Annotated in this window: 12 protein-coding genes; 10 read left to right on the top strand and 2 right to left on the bottom strand. The window is 74.5% G+C overall.

Translation table 11 applies throughout. From position 1 onward, the window contains the following. The first annotated feature begins 99 nt into the window (after positions 1-99). The 6 genes from FZ103_RS11425 (at position 100) to FZ103_RS11400 (ending at position 9313) form a co-directional block, all read left to right on the top strand. On the top strand, positions 100-3066 hold the full coding sequence (locus tag FZ103_RS11425) for an FAD-linked oxidase C-terminal domain-containing protein (protein WP_343233478.1): 2967 nt from the start codon (positions 100-102) through the stop codon (positions 3064-3066). Positions 3067-3359: 293 nt separating this feature from the next. Next, entirely contained in the window at positions 3360-4040 is a 681-nt protein-coding gene (locus FZ103_RS11420) for a glycoside hydrolase family 11 protein (RefSeq protein ID WP_156000668.1), read from the top strand. Between the two features lie 279 nt (positions 4041-4319). Then, positions 4320-5339: a uroporphyrinogen decarboxylase family protein gene (locus tag FZ103_RS11415; protein ID WP_186356122.1), complete on the top strand. Its 1020-nt coding sequence runs from the start codon at positions 4320-4322 to the stop codon at positions 5337-5339. 147 nt (positions 5340-5486) lie between these two features. Next, entirely contained in the window at positions 5487-7019 is a 1533-nt protein-coding gene (locus tag FZ103_RS11410) for an aldehyde dehydrogenase family protein (RefSeq protein WP_156000666.1), read from the top strand. A gap of 144 nt (positions 7020-7163) precedes the next feature. Then, the gene (locus tag FZ103_RS11405) at positions 7164-8708 is read left to right on the top strand and encodes an FAD-dependent monooxygenase (RefSeq protein ID WP_255429877.1); all 1545 of its coding nucleotides are present in this window, start codon (positions 7164-7166) and stop codon (positions 8706-8708) included. Next, on the top strand, positions 8705-9313 hold the full coding sequence (locus FZ103_RS11400; RefSeq protein ID WP_156000665.1) for a TetR/AcrR family transcriptional regulator: 609 nt from the start codon (positions 8705-8707) through the stop codon (positions 9311-9313). Before FZ103_RS11405 ends, FZ103_RS11400 begins: the two co-directional genes overlap by 4 nt. Positions 9314-9362: 49 nt before the next feature. On the opposite strand, the gene FZ103_RS11395 is transcribed toward FZ103_RS11400, so the two are convergent. After that, entirely contained in the window at positions 9363-9740 is a 378-nt protein-coding gene (locus FZ103_RS11395) for a DUF1330 domain-containing protein (protein WP_156000664.1), read from the bottom strand. 197 nt (positions 9741-9937) lie between these two features. On the opposite strand from FZ103_RS11395, the gene FZ103_RS11390 reads away from it, so the two are divergent. Further along, complete coding sequence (locus FZ103_RS11390) at positions 9938-10816, top strand: amidohydrolase family protein (protein WP_255429939.1); 879 nt, start codon at positions 9938-9940, stop codon at positions 10814-10816. Between the two features lie 25 nt (positions 10817-10841). Here the strand turns inward: FZ103_RS11390 and FZ103_RS11385 are convergent, their stop codons facing one another. Next, entirely contained in the window at positions 10842-12959 is a 2118-nt protein-coding gene (locus tag FZ103_RS11385; protein ID WP_156000663.1) for an N-6 DNA methylase, read from the bottom strand. 240 nt (positions 12960-13199) lie between these two features. Here FZ103_RS11385 and FZ103_RS11380 point away from each other — a divergent pair, with 240 nt between their 5' ends. The 3 genes from FZ103_RS11380 to FZ103_RS11370 all read left to right on the top strand — a co-directional run bounded on the left by FZ103_RS11380 (position 13200) and on the right by FZ103_RS11370 (position 16401). Then, positions 13200-13859 carry a DUF4352 domain-containing protein gene (locus FZ103_RS11380; protein ID WP_186356121.1) on the top strand — a complete coding sequence of 220 codons (660 nt, stop codon included), beginning with the start codon at positions 13200-13202 and terminating at the stop codon, positions 13857-13859. Positions 13860-14021: 162 nt separating this feature from the next. Continuing rightward, complete coding sequence (locus FZ103_RS11375) at positions 14022-15197, top strand: aromatic acid exporter family protein (RefSeq protein ID WP_156000662.1); 1176 nt, start codon at positions 14022-14024, stop codon at positions 15195-15197. Between the two features lie 160 nt (positions 15198-15357). After that, positions 15358-16401 carry a DUF6892 domain-containing protein gene (locus FZ103_RS11370; protein ID WP_156000661.1) on the top strand — a complete coding sequence of 348 codons (1044 nt, stop codon included), beginning with the start codon at positions 15358-15360 and terminating at the stop codon, positions 16399-16401. Positions 16402-16478 lie beyond the last annotated feature (77 nt).

The raw sequence follows: 16478 nt of genomic DNA, 5'->3' as shown, positions 1-16478 counted from the left end.
TACGACCGTCCTTTCACATTACAAACTCTTGATTTCGCCATATGGAAGTGCCTAGTGTCGAGGCCGCCCCGCCAGGCGAGCCGGAGATGGAGAGCTGCCGTGGCCCGAACCCACGAACTGTCGGCACCGGAACGCGGACACAGCGATGACCTCGAAGCGGAACTGCGCCGGGCCGTCGGCGGGGAGGTGCGGTTCGACGTCTACACGCGCCACATGTACGCCACCGACGCCAGCATGTACCAGATCACCCCGCTGGGCGTGGTCTTCCCCCGCGACCCCGACGACGTCGCGGCGGTGATGGAGACCGCGCGCCGCTTCGGCACCCCCGTGCTGCCCCGGGGCGCGGGCACCAGCCACTGCGGCCAGACCGTGGGCGAGGCGGTGGTCCTCGACTTCTCCCGCCACATGAACAGGGTGCTGGAGCTCCGCCCGGAGGAGCGCCGCGCCCGCGTGCAGCCCGGGCTCGTCCAGGACGAGCTCAACGCCGCGGCCGCTCCGCACGGGATGTTCTTCGCGCCCGACACCTCCACCGGCAACCGCGCGACCCTCGGCGGGATGATCGGCAACAACTCCTGCGGATCCCGCTCGGCGGCCTACGGCATGACGATCGACCACGTGCACACCCTGGACGCGATCCTGGCCGACGGCGCGCACGTGCGGCTCGGCCCCGCCGACCCGGGCGTCGTCGCGGCCAAGGCGGCCCGGAGCGACCTGGAGGGGCGCATCTACCGGGAGCTGCCCGCGCTGGCCGAGCGCAGCCGGGCCGCCGTCGAGGCCTGCGAGCAGACCTTCTGGCGCCGCGCCGGCGGCTACCGCCTGGACCGGCTGACCGCCGGGCCCTTCGATCCCGCCGCGTTCACCGTGGGCTCCGAAGGCACGCTGTGCCTGGTCACCGAGGCCGAGGTCGCGCTGACGCCCAAGCCGGCCGCCACCGTCATGGTGATCGGGCACTTCACCTCGACCGTCGACGCCATCGCCGCCACCGACGACGCCATGGCCGCCGGAGGCGCCGCGATCGAGCTGGTCGACAACTTCATCCTGGACCTGTCGCGCAAGTCCCCCGAGCACCGCCACCTGGCGGGCCGGCTGTCCGGGGAACCGGCCGCGCTGCTGTTCGTGGAGTTCTACGCCGACGAGGCCGGCGAGGCCGAGGCCGGAGCGGCGCGGCTGGAGAAGCTGTGGCGCTCCCACGGGCACGGCTACGCCGCGATCCGCGCCGCGACGGCCGAGCAGCAGCGCCCCTTCCGCGCGCTGCGCAAGGCGGGGCTCGGCCTGCTGATGGCCGCCGGCAAGCCGGAGGAGCGGTCCATCGCCTTTGTGGAGGACACCGCGGTGCCGCCGGAGCACCTGGCCGAATACACCACGCGGTTCGCCGAGATCCTCGACCGCCACGGCCTGCGCGCGGGCTTCTACGGGCACGCCTCGGCGGGCTGCCTGCACGTGCGCCCCTTCATGGACCTCGGCCGCCCCGAGCAGGTGGCCACGATGCGCGCGGTCGCCGAGGAGGTCTGCGACCTCGCCCTGTCCTACGGCGGGGTGAACTCCAGCGAGCACGGCGACGGCCTGGCCCGCAGCGAGTTCAACGAGCGGATCTTCGGGTCCGAGCTCTACGGCGCGATGCGCGAGGCCAAGGCCCTGTTCGACCCCGAGCGCCTGCTCAACCCCGGCAAGATCGTCGACGCCCCCGCGATGACGGAGAACCTGCGCACGCCGAACCTGCCCACCGCGGTCCCCGTGCCGACGCACTTCGACTTCAGCGAGCACGGCGGCATGCGCGGCGCCGCCGACCGGTGCATGCGCATCGGCGCGTGCCGCAAGCCGGCCGGGTCGGGCGGGGTGATGTGCCCCTCTTTCATGGCCACCCGCGAGGAGGAGCACTCCACCCGCGGGCGCGCGAACGCACTGGTCAAGGCGCTGTCCGCGCCCGATCCCCGTGCCGCGCTGGCCGACGAGCGCGTCCACGAGGTCCTGGACCTGTGCCTGGAGTGCAAGGCGTGCAAGAACGAGTGCCCGATGTCGGTGGACATGGCGACGTTCAAGAGCGAGTCGCTGGCGGCCCACCACAGCGAGCACGGGACCCCGCTGCGCGCGCGGGTGTTCGGCGGGATCCGCCGGCTCAACGCGTGGGGGTCGCGGACGGCCCCGCTGTCCAACCTGGCCGGTCGGATCGCGCCCCTGCGCGCGCTCGCGCACCGGCTCGTGGGGATCGACCGCCGCCGGCCCCTGCCGGTCTTCCGGCGCGACAACCTCATGCGCTGGTTCCGCCGCCGCCCCGCCCGCGAGGCCGCGCAGCCGGTGGGCGACGCCGTGTTCCTCGCCGACTCCTTCACCAGCTTCACCGAGCCGCACATCGGCAGGGCCGCCGTCGAACTGCTGGAGGCCGCGGGCTGGCGGGTGCGCATGGAGCCCGACGTGTGCTGCGGCCGCGCCCAGATCTCCAAGGGCCTCCTGGACGACGCCAAGGCGGCGGCCGGCAAGCTCGTCGACCGGCTCGCCGGCGACGCCGAGCGGGGCGCCGTCATCGTCGGCTGCGAGCCCTCCTGCGTGGCCACGCTGCACGACGAGCACCGGCAGCTCGTGGGAGGCGAGCGTGCGGCCGCCATCGGTGCGCAGGCCCGCCTGGTGGAGGACCTCCTGGCCGACGCGCTGGACGACGGGCGGCTGCGCGTCCGCCGGCCGGCCGACGGCGCCGGCGCGCAGGCGGAGCTGCTGTTCCACGGGCACTGCCACCAGAAGGCGGCGTTCGGCACCGAGGCGAGCATGCGCCTGCTGCGGCACCTGCCCGGCGCCTCGGTCCGCGAGCTCGATGCCGGATGCTGCGGCATGGCCGGGTCGTTCGGGTTCGAGGCAGAGCACTACGACCTGTCCATGGCCATCGGCGGCCAGCGCCTCTTCCCGGCCATCGCCGCCGCGCCCGGCGCGGAGGTCTGCGCCACGGGGGTGTCCTGCCGCCAGCAGATCGCCCACGGCACGGGCCGCCGGGCGCGCCACCCCGTCGAGCTGCTGCACGAGGCGGTCTTCGGTCCGCAGTCCCGGCGGGGGAGCGGATCCACCGAGCAGCGGTGACCGGGCGGCCGTGACCGTTCAGGTCCGAAAAGGCGCGGCGGCACCGCTCGCCGAAGGCGTACCCTCGGCCTGCCCCGCCGCCCCCTTGCACGTGCGTCCGAAAACTTCCGGAAATTTATTGACAACTCTCGGCAACCGGAACGACACTGTCAGGCGTCGACGGTGAATACACACCGTCGATCCGGGTTCACCTGCCGTGACCCGGACCGCCGACCGCAGGACAGCCGGACCCCTCCGCGCCGTCCGAGGTCGATCCGGCTTTGCGCCGGCCTTCCCGAGGAGGAAGCACGCACATGGACACATCCCCCAACCGCCCCGCCATCAGCAGACGCGGCCTGCTCGCCCGCTTCGGCGGCGCCGCGGTGGCGGCGGTGGCGGTGACGGCCCTGCTGCCCGGCACCGCCGTCGCCGACATCACCTCCAACCAGACCGGCAACCACAACGGCTACTTCTACTCGTTCTGGACGGACGCCCCGGGCACGGTCTCGATGCAGCTGGGCTCCGGCGGCAACTACAGCACGTCCTGGCGCGACACCGGCAACTTCGTCGCCGGCAAGGGCTGGAACCCCGGCGGCCGCCGGACCGTCTCCTACTCCGGCAGCTTCAACCCCTCCGGCAACTCCTACCTCACGCTCTACGGCTGGACCCGCGATCCGCTCGTGGAGTACTACATCGTCGAGAACTGGGGCAGCTACCGCCCCACGGGCGAGTACCAGGGCACCGTCACCAGCGACGGCGGCACCTACGACATCTATCGGACGATGCGCTACAACGCCCCGTCCATCGAGGGCACCGCGACCTTCCCGCAGTACTGGAGCGTCCGGCAGTCGCGGCGCACCGGCGGAACCATCAACGCCGGCAACCACTTCGACGCCTGGGCCCGGCACGGCATGAACCTGGGCCGCCACGACTACATGATCATGGCGACCGAGGGCTACCAGAGCAGCGGCAGCTCCAACATCACCGTGTACTGACGCCCCCAGCCGCTCCGGCCGCACCCGCAAGCCGCCGGAGCGCTGTCCCCGCCCCCGATCCCCGGTGGCGCGGCGGCCCTTACCCGCCGCGCCACCGCCGGGCGGGCGCGCGGGAGGGCCGCCGACCGCCCCGCGGCGCGGGTTGCGCGAGACGGCGGCCCGCGGCCCGTTGTGCGGCGGGACGCGGCTGCTTAGGCTCGGGGTGCCCGGCTGCGGGGGGGTGCGCCCGGATTCGCGGGTGCGGGCCGGGGCGGTGGCCGCTGTCGGAAGGAGAGGGCCGTGCTTTTTCCCACCTCGCTGGTCGGGAGCTATCCGCAGCCGGACTGGCTGATCGACCGCGACAGGCTGAAGGGGCGCTTTCCGCCGCGCGTGCGCGCCCAGGAGCTGTGGCGCGTCGGCGAGGAGTGGCGCGAGGAGGCCTTCCAGGACGCGACCGCGCTCGCGGTGCAGGCGCAGCACGAGGCGGGACTGGACATCGTCACCGACGGTGAGGCGCGGCGCGAGAGCTACTCCAACCACTTCGCGACGGTGCTGGAGGGGGTGGACATCGACAACCCCGGCACGGCTCTGGACCGCAGCGGGCACCCCAACCCGGTGCCGCGCGTGGTGGGTCCGATCCGCCGCATGGTGGGTGTCACCGCCAAGGACGCGGCCGCCCTGCGCCGACTGACCGACCGCACGGCCAAGGTGACCGTCCCCGGCCCCTTCACGATGGCCCAGCAGGCGCAGAACGACCACTACTCCGACACCCGCGCGATGGCCCTGGACTACGCCGCGGCCGTGAACGAGGAGGTGCACGAGGCCTTCGCCGCCGGCGCCGACATCGTGCAGCTGGACGAGCCCTACCTGCAGGCGCGGGCCGAGGAGGCGCGCAAGTACGGGGGCGAGGTGCTCACCCGGGCACTGGAGGGCGCGCCGGGCACGACCGCGGTGCACATCTGCTTCGGCTACGCCGCGATCATTCACGAGCGCCCGGAGGCCTACTCCTTCCTGCCGGAGCTGGCCGACTGCCCGGTGGACCAGGTCTCCATCGAGACCGCGCAGTCGGGCCTGGACTGCGCCGTCCTGGAGCGCCTGCCCGGCAAAACCGTGATCCTGGGCGTGCTCGACCTGTCGGACCCGGCCGTGGAGACGCCGCAGACCGTGGTCGCCCGCGCCGAGCGCGCCCTGGAGTACGTGGCACCGGAACGGCTCGTGCTCGCCCCCGACTGCGGCATGAAGTACCTGCCGCGCGAGTCGGCCCTGGGCAAGCTCCGCTCCCTGACCGCGGCGGCGGCCGAACTGCGCCGCCGCCGCTGACCCGCCGCCCCGCCGCCGGCGTCCGCCCCAGCGGGCGCCACCCGGTGCACCGGCAGCGCACCCCTGCTCGCCGGGTTTTCCCTCATCACGCCCGGGGTAGCCGCCGCCCACGGAACCCGACGGGGCCGAGGCGAGAGGGGAACGGACATGACGGCGACAGCAGGGCCCGAGGCGCAGGTCCGCACCGGGCTGCTGATCGGCGGCCAGACAGTGGAGACGCCGGAGTCCACACCGGTCCACGACCCGGCGGCGCCCGACCGGGTCGTCGGCTACGCCGCCGCGGCGACCCCGGAGCACACGCGCCGGGCGGTCGACGCGGCGCAGGGGGCGTGGCAGGACTGGAGCCGGCGCGATCCGCAGGACCGCGCCGGCATCCTCACCGAGTCACTCGGCGCGCTCGACGCCGACCACGACGAGCGCACCGACCTCCTCGTGCTGGAGAACGGCAAGGTGCGCGCCGAGGCCGCGGTGGAGATGGGGGTGTTCGCGCAGCGCTGCCGGCTGGCGGCCGGACTCGCCGACGAGCTGCGCCGCGTGCGCCGCCATTCGTGGGCCGGTCATGCGGACATGGTGTCCACCACCGGCGCCGAAGGGGGCGGCGGCGACGAAAGCGTCGCGCGGTTCAGCAGCGAGGTCTCGCTGATGCCGCTGGGCGTGGTGACGATCATCATCCCCTTCAACTGGCCGCTGGCGATCCTCGCGGCGAGCCTGCCCTATGCGCTCGTGGCTGGGAACACGGTGATCGTCAAGGCGCCGCCGACAACCCCGCTGTCGGTGGTGCGCACGCTGGAGCGGCTGGCCGAGCGGCTGCCGGCGGGTGTGCTCAACGTGGTCACCGGCGGCAACGAGGGTGTGGCGCCCGCTCTGGAGGACCCCAGGGTCCGCAGGATCGTGTTCACCGGCAGCACGAACGCGGGGCGCAAGATCATGGCGGCGGCCGCCGGGAACATCACGCGCGTGACGCTGGAGCTGGGCGGCAACGACCCCGCCGTCCTCCTCGACGACGTGGACCTCAACGACGTCACCATCACCCGGCTGGTCGAAGGCGGTTTCATGACCACCGGCCAGGTGTGCATGGGGATCAAACGGGTTTACGCGCCCCGCTCCCGCTTCGACGAGCTGGTCGCGCGGATGTCGGAGTCGCTCGACCGGTACCGGATCGGCCACGGGCTGGCGCCGGAGTCCACGATGGGGCCGCTCAACAGCGGCAAGCAGCGCGACTACGTCCGCGAGCTTTTGGACGACGCCCGCGCGAACGGACGCGAGGTGCGCGAGTTCGGCACGGTCGGCGACGAGGTGAACGAGGCCGGCGGCCACTTCCTGCGCCCGGCGCTGGTGCTGGACCCTGCGCCGGACGAGCGCATCGTCAACGAGGAGCAGTTCGGCCCGGTGCTGCCGATCATCGCCTACGACGATCTCGACGAGGTCGTCGAGACCATCAACAACGACTGGTCGGGCCTGTGCTCGTCGGTGTGGACCGCCGACGACGCCCGAGCGGCCGATCTCGCCGGGCGGCTGCGCACCGGTACGACGTGGGTCAACGACGCCAACGCGGTGGCTCAGGACGACCGGGCGCCGTTCGGCGGGTTCCGGCAGAGCGGCATGGGCCGGGAACTGGGCGTCGACGGCCTGATCGAGATGACCGAGGCCCACACGGTCACCTACACCCGCCGCCCGTGAGCTCTCCGCGGCCCCGGCCGGCGGCGCCTTGCGCGGCCGCCGGCCGGGGTTTCGGCCGGTTGACCTGAAGCCGGAGCCGTGGCCGCGCCCGCTCGTCCGTGGTAATTTGTAAACAGTACCGTTCTGTATACAAAAGGGGACGCCATGGGCGAGGCAATGCCCGACTCCGCCGACGTCGTGGTGGCGGGAGCGGGGCCGACCGGGCTGGCGCTGGCGTGCGGGCTGCGCCTGCACGGGGTGTCGGTGCGCGTGGTGGACCAGGCGGCGGCGCCGGCCACCACCTCGCGGGCGAACATCCTGTTCGGGCGCGGCGTGGAGGTGCTGCGCAGGCTCGGCGCCCTCGGCGACCTGCCCGAGCGGTCGGTCACCCCGGGCCGCCTCACCACCTACGTCAACGGGCGGCCGCTGGTGTCCATCGGGCTCGCCGACCTGCTCGGCGGCGATGAGCCGGGGCACCGCGGACTGTACGTCTCCCAGGCGGAGATCGAGGCGGCGCTGCGGGACCGGCTCGCCGAACTGGGCGGGACCGTCGAATGGAGCAGCCCGCTCGTCGGGGTCGAAGAGGACTCCGCGGGCCTCACCGCGGCCCTGGGCGGCGGGCGCACGGTGCGCGCCCGCTGGCTGGTCGGCTGCGACGGTGCGCGCAGCGCCACCCGCAAGCTCGCCGGCATCGGGTTTCCCGGCGCACCGGTGATCGAGCGGTTCCTGCTCGCCGACGTCCACGCAGACTGGGCGCACGACCGCGAGGAGGGCTCGATCTACCTGCACCGCGACGGCGTGCTCATGGCGATCCCGATGCGTTCGCCCGAGGGCTCGGCCGACCTGTGGCGGCTGATGGCCAATGTCGCCGACGACGGCGAGACCGAGCCGGGCGACGACGCGATCACCGAGCGGTTCGGGCGGCTGCTGGCCGAACGGGCCGGCGCGAGCGGCGTGCGGCTGCGCTCCGCGGAGTGGACGTCGGTGTTCCGCATCCACCGCAGACTGGCCGACCGCTACCGGCGGGGCCGGGTCCTGCTCGCCGGCGACGCCGCGCACACCCACAGCCCGGTCGGCGGGCAGGGCATGAACACCGGCTTCGGCGACGCCGAGAACCTGGCCTGGAAGCTTGCGCTCGTCGTGGCCGGCCGGGCCGACACAGCGCTGCTGGACACCTACGAGGCGGAGCGGCGGCCGCTGGCGGCGGGCGTGCTGCGCGCCACCACGGCCAACACCAAGCTGCTGGTGAGCGAGGATCCGGTGCGGCGGTTCGTCCGCGACCGGGTCCTGGTGCCGATCGGCAACCTGCGCCCGCTGCAGCGCCGCAACGCCGCGGCGGCCTCGCAGCTGTCGGTGAGTTACCGCCGCGGACCGCTGGGGGCGCGGGGGCGGCCCGGCGGCCGGCCGCGCCCCGGCGACCGGCTGGCCGACCGGGAGTGCCTGCGGGAGGACGGCGGCCGCACCCGCCTGCACAGCGCGCTCGGCGGGCACTGGGTGCTGCTGGTGCCCGAGACCGGGGCCCAGGGCAGTGCCCGGTCGGCCGCCGACCGCCTCGGCGACTCCCTGTCCGTCCTGGTCCGCACCGACGGCACCGGCGAGGTCTGGCTGGTGCGCCCCGACGCCCACCTGGCCTGGCGGGGCCGGCCCGGTCCCGCGGAGCCGGGCCGGTGGCTGGAGGCCGCGCTGCGCCGCGGACAGGCGGGGCGATGACGCCGGCCGGCCCCGGGCGCCCCCGCGACGCCGACGCCGACGCGGCCATTCTCACCGCGGCCCTGGAGCTGTTCATCGAGCGGGGCGCGGACGGGACGAGCTTCGAGCAGGTCGCCAAGCGGGCGGGCGTCGCCAAGCTGACCGTCTACCGCCGCTGGAGCTCCAAGGAGGACCTGCTCGTGGCGGCCGTGGAGTCGGCGGTGCAGGACGTCGAGGTCCCCTCGGCCGAGGACGCGGCCGCCGTCCCGCTGCCCGACCTGATCGAACGGGTCCTGCCCGCGGCGGTCGACGCCGTGACCGACCCGGACTACCCGGCCATGATCGCCCAGGCGCTCGGTTCGGCCGTGCGGTACCCCAGGCTCATGGCCGCCTACTGGGAGCGGCACATCCTGCCGCGGCGGCGGATCCTGCGCGCGATGCTGGAGCGCGCAAAGGACGAGGACCGCCTGCCCGCGGACACCGACGCCGAGGTTCTGGTCGACATGATCGTCGGCGCCGTGATGTACCGCGTACTCCAGCCGGGCCCCTTCGAGCCCGCCGAGGCGCGCCGCTACCTGCGGGCGCTCTACCGCAATGCCGGCCTGCTCCCGGGGGAGGAGCGGTGATGCCGGCCGCGGCGGCCCGCCCCGGTGCGCCCCGGCCCGCTCCGCGCGGTCAACCGGAGCGGCGCGATCCCCACGGCACGGTCGGCTGGAGGACGGCCTCGGCCAGTGCGCCCGAGCGCAGGTGGGTGATCTCCTGGTATCCGGGGTCGGCGACCATGCGGCTGAACGCCTCGCGGCTGGGGTAGCGCACGACCAGCACGGCGTCCCAGTCCTGGCCGTCCTCGGCCACCAGCGGCGGGGCGCCGTCGCCGGCGTAGAGCACCTCGCCCCCGTACTTCCGCAGAAAAGGCGCCGCCTGCCGCGAGTACTCCGCATAGGCGGCGCGCCCGCCCGGCGCGAACCGCAGCAGGTTGAGCATCACCACCGGACCGCCGGGGTCCTCCTCCAGCATGCGCGCGAGGTCGGACCCGGAGGGGTCGACTGCCATCACTGCCTCCTCGCCGTCGTCGGCCGCCGCGCAGCGGCGTGTGCCCGCGGCGGAGCGAAGCGCCGGGCCCCCGGCGCACCGCCCAACATACCGTCCGGTTGGTATTCGCGCGGTTCCGGGCCGTCCCCGGCCCCCACCCCCACTCCCGCCCGGCCTGCACGCCTCCTAGAGTGGCCTCCGTGACAGCGGATGCGGCTCTGCCCGCAGGGCACGACGCGGAGATCGCCGCCGCGCGCGAGGTGTGGCGGGGGCTCGGGCTGCCGGGCCTCATCGACGTCCACACGCACTTCATGCCCCACAACGTGATGCGCAAGGTGTGGGCCTACTTCCACGCCCTGGGCGAGGGCGTGTGGCCGATCACCTACCAGCAGAGCGACGAGGAGCGCGCCGCCCTGCTGCGCGCCTTCGGGGTGCTGCGCTTCACCGCCCTGGCCTATCCGCACCGGCCGGGTATGGCGCAGTGGCTCAACGGCTGGGCGGCCGACTTCGCCGGCCGCCACCCCGACTGCCTGCGCAGCGCCACCTTCTACCCCGAGGACGGGGCCGCCGAGTACGTGGCGGCGGAGATCGCCGCAGGGGCGCGGATCTTCAAGGCCCACCTGCAGGTCGGCGCCTACGATCCGCGCGACCCCCTGCTCGCCGGCGTCTGGGGCGCGCTGGCCGACTCGGCCACGCCCGTGGTGGTGCACTGCGGCTCCGGCCCGCAGAGCGGCCCGTTCACCGGCCCCGGCCCGTTCGCGGAGGTCCTGGCGCGCCATCCCCGGCTGACGGCGGTGATCGCGCACTTCGGCATGCCCGAGTACACCGAGTTCATGGATCTCGCGCAGCGCTACGAGCGCGTGCACCTGGACACGACCATGGCCTTCACGCCCTTCACCGAGCGCCTGGCGCCGTTCCCCGAAGCGGAGCTGCCGCGCCTGAAGGACCTTCGGGACAGCATCCTGCTCGGCACGGACTTCCCGAACATCCCCTACACCTATGCCGAGCAGCTGCGGGCCCTGCAGGGGCTCGGCCAGGACGACGACTGGCTCCGCGCGGTGCTCTACGGCAACGCGGCCCGCCTCTTCGGCCTCTGAGCAGGCGCGGCCCGCGTGGCCGGGTTCACTCCTGCGGCGGCTCCAGCAGGCCGGCGGCCAGGCTCGTGCCGAGGGCCTGGGAGGTCTCCTCGGCCAGGGCGGCGGCCCGGCGGGCGGCGGTGCGCAGGGCGTGCAGACGCTGGAACGCGGCCCCGTAGCGCTGCTGTTCGGCGGCCGGCAGCAGCGGCACCCGCAACCGCCGGGGGTCGATCCGCACGACGGACGTGCCGGTGGTGGAGGCCCGCACGTTGCCCCGGTCGGCGAGGAACCCGGCGAGGAACCAGGGGTGGAAGCGGTCGGGATCGGGGCGCAGCAGCAGGATGTGGCGACCGAGCAGGCAGCCGGCGTCGTCGGCGCCGGCCACCCGGGCCTGCACGGGGCCGCCGCGCACGATCTCGGGCAGGAGCACGTCGCCCGCGCGGATCTCGACGGCTTCGGCGCCGGCGAGGTCGGAGCCGCCGCCCGAGGCCGGACCGCTGCGAGCGATGTCGTCCTCGGTGAGGACCGCGGCGCCGGCGGGCGCGGCGGCCTCGCGCTCGCCGCCGGCCTGCCGCCCCGGCGCGGTGGCGCGCAGCACGTGCAGCGCTCCCCCGCGCACCAAGTCGTCCACGGTGGCCCGGCGCCAGTCGCGGGGCCCGCCGTCGGCCGGCGACCAGGTCGCGCCGTCGGTGAGGCGGGCGAACTCGGCCGCGGCGCCGCGCAGCCGCTCCCCCGCCTCGCGGGCTCCGGCCGCGGCCTCCTCGGGTGTGGCGGGAGCGGCGCCCAGTGCGGTGTGGCGGGCCGGGGTCAGGTCGATCACGTCGTCGAGCAGGTCGACGACGGCCGCGGCGCGGGCGGGCACCGGCGCCGAGCCGAGGTCGCCGCCCGCCCCGAACAGCCGCCAGGTCTCCAGGATCCCGGCGCGCAGCGCCTCCCAGTCGATGCCGGCCGCGCCGGATGCGGCGGTGGCGCCGGGCCCGGCCGCGGCCTCGTCGGCCAGGGGCGCGGTGTCGGCGAGCAGCAGCGGCGCGGGCGTGTGGCCGTCGGTCTCGGCCGGGCGGCGCAGCACCCACAGGTGCAGGCCGACGTGGGCCGGCGCCGCCGCGCCGGCGGGAAGGGCGATGACCGCGCACACCGCCCCGGCCCGCAGCATCTCGGCGCGGATGCGGCGCCCGGAGGGCCGCGCGGCCACCGCCGGCGGCAGCAGCAGCACGGCGAGCCCGCCGGGGCGCAGGTGGGAGATGCAGTGCTGGATCCAGGCCAGCTCGGGCTCGCCCTTGGGCGGCAGCCCGAACAGCCACCGCTGGTCGTAGGCGAGCTCGCGGTGGCCCCAGCCGCGGTCTCCGTAGGGTGGGACGCACAGCACGGCGTCGGCGGTTTCGCCGGCGAAGGCGTCGTCGCGCAGGCTGTCGCCGGAGCGCACGGCGACCGCCGCACCCGCGGAGGCCGGACGCACCCGCGCGGCGGCAAGGGCGGCCAGCCCGGGGTGGAGTTCCTGGCCGAGCAGGCGGGCGGCACCGGCCAGGGCGGCCGCCGCGAGGAGCGAACCGCTGCCGCAGGCGGGGTCGAGCACGGTCTCGGGCGCCTCGCCCAGCAGCTCGGCCATCACCCCGGCCAGCGGCTCGGGCGTGGTGTGGGCGCCGCCGGATCCCGCATCGAGCTGCTCGGCGGCGACGCCCAGGGCCGCCCGCCTGCCGTCGGCGGCGAGGCAGCGCAGCAGGGTCCGCGCGAGTTCCGCGCCCGCGGCGGTGTCGGGCAGGGGTCCGGCTCCCGGGATCGCGGTCGCGGGGTCGGTCGCGGCGGCCCGCGCCCAGGCCAGCAGGTCGGCGTCGCTCGCGTCCGCGAGCTTGGCCAGCTCCGCCTCGGTGCGGTCGGCCGCGGCCACGGTGCACGGCAGCAGGGCCGCGGCGGCGCCGGCGCTGTCGGGGGCGGCGCGCAGTGCGGTGCGCAGTTCGTCCGCCGGGGAGTCCTCGGGCAGCTGCCCGCGTGCTTTCAGCCAGGCGCGCACGGCGGCCAGATCGTAGGTGGGGCTGGACTCGGTGCCGCCGGAGGGGGCGGGGAAGCCGGCGTGGCGGCGGCGCCAGTTGCTCACCGTGGCACGGGTGACTCCGGCCAGTCGTGCGATGTCGGCGGCGGTAACTGAGGCGTCGGCCTGCGGACTCATGGACTCCTACCGGGCGGAGAGGAACGAAGCTGCTACCCGGAGTTTATACACCCCCCGGCTTTCGCCAAATAGATTGACAACGCTTTCACTCACTGCTCTACTTGCCTTGCTTTCAACCCGAGGATGCGGCGTTCGGGACCGGCGGAGCCGGAGGGGGCGCATTCCCCATCGGCCCGGGCCGCACGCCTCCCGGCCGCCGCCCCCGCGCACCCGCAGTTCGAATGAACCAAGGAGAATCCCGTGTACCCACAGCAACCGGCGCACTCCGGCCCGCCCCGGCAGCAGAAGGGCAAGGGGTGGCTCTACGGCTGCCTCGGCTGCGGCGGCCTGGCCGTCCTGGTCCTCGTCGTCGGCGGCATCATCGCCACGGCCTCCTCGGGCGGCGGCGGCCCGTCCGAGGGCACCTCCGCGGAGGCCGGCGACACCGGTACGGACGCCGGAGCCGACTCGGGAGGAGGTGGGGACTCGGGAGGAGGCGGCGGAAGCGAGCAGGAGGCCGCCGCCATCGGCGAGACCGTCGAGTCGGGTGCCTTCGCCTTCACCGTCACCGACGTCGAGACCGGTGTCACCGAGATCTCCGACGAGAGCGGCTTCCTCACCGAGACCCCCGACGGCCAATACGTGGTCGTGCACGTCACCGTCGAGAACATCGGCGACGAGTCCGGCACGTTCGACGCCTCGGCCCAGACCCTCTTCGACGCCGAGGGCAAGGAGTACTCGGCCGACACCGAGGCCGCCATCATGACCGGCGACCAGGACGCGTTCCTCAACGACATCAACCCCGGCAACTCCGTCGACGGCCGACTCGTCTTCGACGTGCCCGCCGACGTGCAGCCCACCAGGATCGAACTCCGCGACTTCATCAGCCTCGACCGGTCGGCAGTGGTGAAGCTGTCGTAGCCGGCCGCCCGGAAGGGGACGGCCCTGCCCCCGCCGTCCCCGCGGGCGCCCGTCCCCCCTTCCGGCGGCCGGCGGGCATACCCGCCGCCGCGTGGGTAGGCGCACGCGGGTGCGCCTTCGCGGAGGAGGGCGGGCGCCGACGGGGAAAGGGGGAGGTATCCGATGGCGGAGCAGACCGCCGGACAGTCGGGGACCACCCGGGTCGCCGGGTCCTGGGCGCGTTTCAAGCGGCATCTGCATCGGGCGCATCAGTATCCGGGCCCCGAGCGCGCCATGCTGCTGTTCATCCTCAAGGGGACGGTGGCGGCCACCATCGCCTGGCTCATCGCGGAGTACGTGCTCAAATCCCAGTCGCCGGCCTTCGCCCCCTTCGCGGCGGTGGTCATGGTGCAGATCACGATCAGCGAGTCGTTCCTGCGGTCTCTGCGCTTCGCCCTCGCCGCCAGCGTCGGGGTCTGCCTGGAAGGCCTCCTGGGCTTCTGGCTCAACCCCCACGTGTGGACGTTCGCCGTGGTCGCCTTCCTCGCGCTGGTGCTGGGGCAGTGGCGCCGCCTGGGCCCCCAGGGGCACCTGGTGCCCACCTCGGCCTTCTTCGCGTACTCCGTGTTCGTCATGCCGACCGCCGCCGGCGACCGGTTCATGCTGCTGGGGCAACTGGTGGTGCTGCTGGGGTGCGCGGTCGGCATCGCCGTCAACGTCGCCCTGCTGCCGCCGCTGCGCCTGCGCGACGCCCGCTACGCGCTCGACAACATGGTCTACACCCTGCGGGACCTGCTGGGAGACATCTCCGCGGTCCTTCGGGAACGGGCCCCCGACCCCGGGGAGACCCAGGACTTCTGGCAGCGCGGCCGAAGGCTCGAGGCGCTGAGCAACCAGGCGCGCGACACCATCTACGAGGCCGAAACGAGCCTGCGGTGGAACCCGCGCCGTTTGCTGCTGCGGCGGCTGCCGCCGATCATCGCCTACGACGCCCTGGTGCACCACATGGCGCGCATCGGCGAGGGCATGCGCAGCGTCACCGACATCATGCGGCGGCTGCCGGACCGCCCCGGCTCCGGCGAGCAGCGGATGCTGGGACGCTACGGCGACGTGCTGCAGGAGGTCCGCTGCGCCGTCGAACAGCTCGCCGACCTCGATCCCGAGGAGCTCGACTCGGTCCGCGAGCGGTTCCGCGACCACCTCGACCGCGCCCGCTCGCAGCACGAGGAACCCCTGCCCGACGGCGACTCCGGCGCGCACGACGGCAACGGCGAGCGGCTGCTCTACGGCGGGCTGCTGCTGGAGGCCGAGCGGATGCTCAACGAGCTGGAAGCCGCCTACGACGCGCTGCGGGTATGACGCGGAAAGCCGCCCTGCGGACCTCTCCCCGGATCGGCGGCCACCCGGGGCAGCGCCACGCAGCGGCGGCCCGCTCGGGCGCGCCCGAGCGGGCCCCTTCTCCGAGCCTCCCCCGGACCGCGTCGCCGAACTGTCGTCCCCGCGCTCTACCTTCGGGCAGATGCCTGGTCTCACATTCACCGACCTGAACGCGAAGCTGTTCGTGCTCGAGGAGCTGTGCTACGGGCAGGGCCTGCTGCCGCCCTACGAGTCGCCGCACACGCCTCCGGACGAACCCGAGTACGATCCCGCCGCGGCCGATTACTACCGCCGGCTGGAGATCCCCGAGGAGGCGGCCGCCTCCATCACCGAGCTCGCCATCGACTACGGCCTCCAGGTCCAGCTCGACATCAGGCCGCTGTGGCACGGCGAGGACGACGCCTTCGAGGTCACCGCGTGGGATGAACTGGCCCGCCTCCCCGCGCTGCGCCTCGTTCGCGCCGCCGCCCTGCCCGACGCCGGCCGGGCGGCGTTTCGCTCCCGCGGGGTCTTCGTCGACACCGGCCCCCGGATCACCGCGGCCCGGATCTCTCCCTTCGACGTCCACGGCCGCCGGGTCCGCCTGCCCCGCCCCCGCGGGGACGACCGCCGCTACACCCTCATCCGGGAGCGGCTGAGCGCCCTCGACGCCGAGCACGTGTTCAGCGGCGCGCCTCTGGTGCAGGTGGGCTGGAACCGGCTCCGCCTGCAACCCGACGAGCGGCGCCGAGACGAGTGGCGTGCGGTGGTGCGCAACCTGCCCGCACCCCCCGACCACCCCGCTGCCTGGGATGCCACCTGGGTCGCCGACGCGATGGAGGACGCCGACCGGCAGGACCGGCTCTGCGCCGCCGTCCTGTCCGCGCGCGACGGCGCTCCCCTGCCCGCCTTCGTCGACGATCCGCTGCACGTCGAGGAGGGCGCCGACACCGCCGTCGCGGTGGAGCTGGTCCGCCGGCCGCCGGGCCGCGACGGAGTCGCCCCCTGGTTCCTGGGCCACCAGGGGTCGGGGGTCTACGGGCCGACCCGGCCGGTGCGCACCGCCCGGCTGGGCGAACTGCAGCTGATCCGCCCGGGAGCCGTACCCGCGCTCGCCCTGCCCCCGGGCTTCCGGGTCTCGCTGGAGATCGACGCGATCACCTCGGTCATCGCCCCCGACGGCCGGCGCTGCGAAACGCCGGCCTGACAGCCTCCGAGAGGCGCCGAGCGAGCGGGCCGGCGGCCAAGCACGCCGACGGCACGCGGCGGGGCGCCTCTCGCAGA

Source organism: Streptomonospora sp. PA3, assembly GCF_009728995.1.
Lineage (GTDB): Bacteria > Actinomycetota > Actinomycetes > Streptosporangiales > Streptosporangiaceae > Streptomonospora.
Note: the sequence above shows the minus strand (reverse complement) of the source record. Positions and strands in the feature narration are given on the sequence as shown.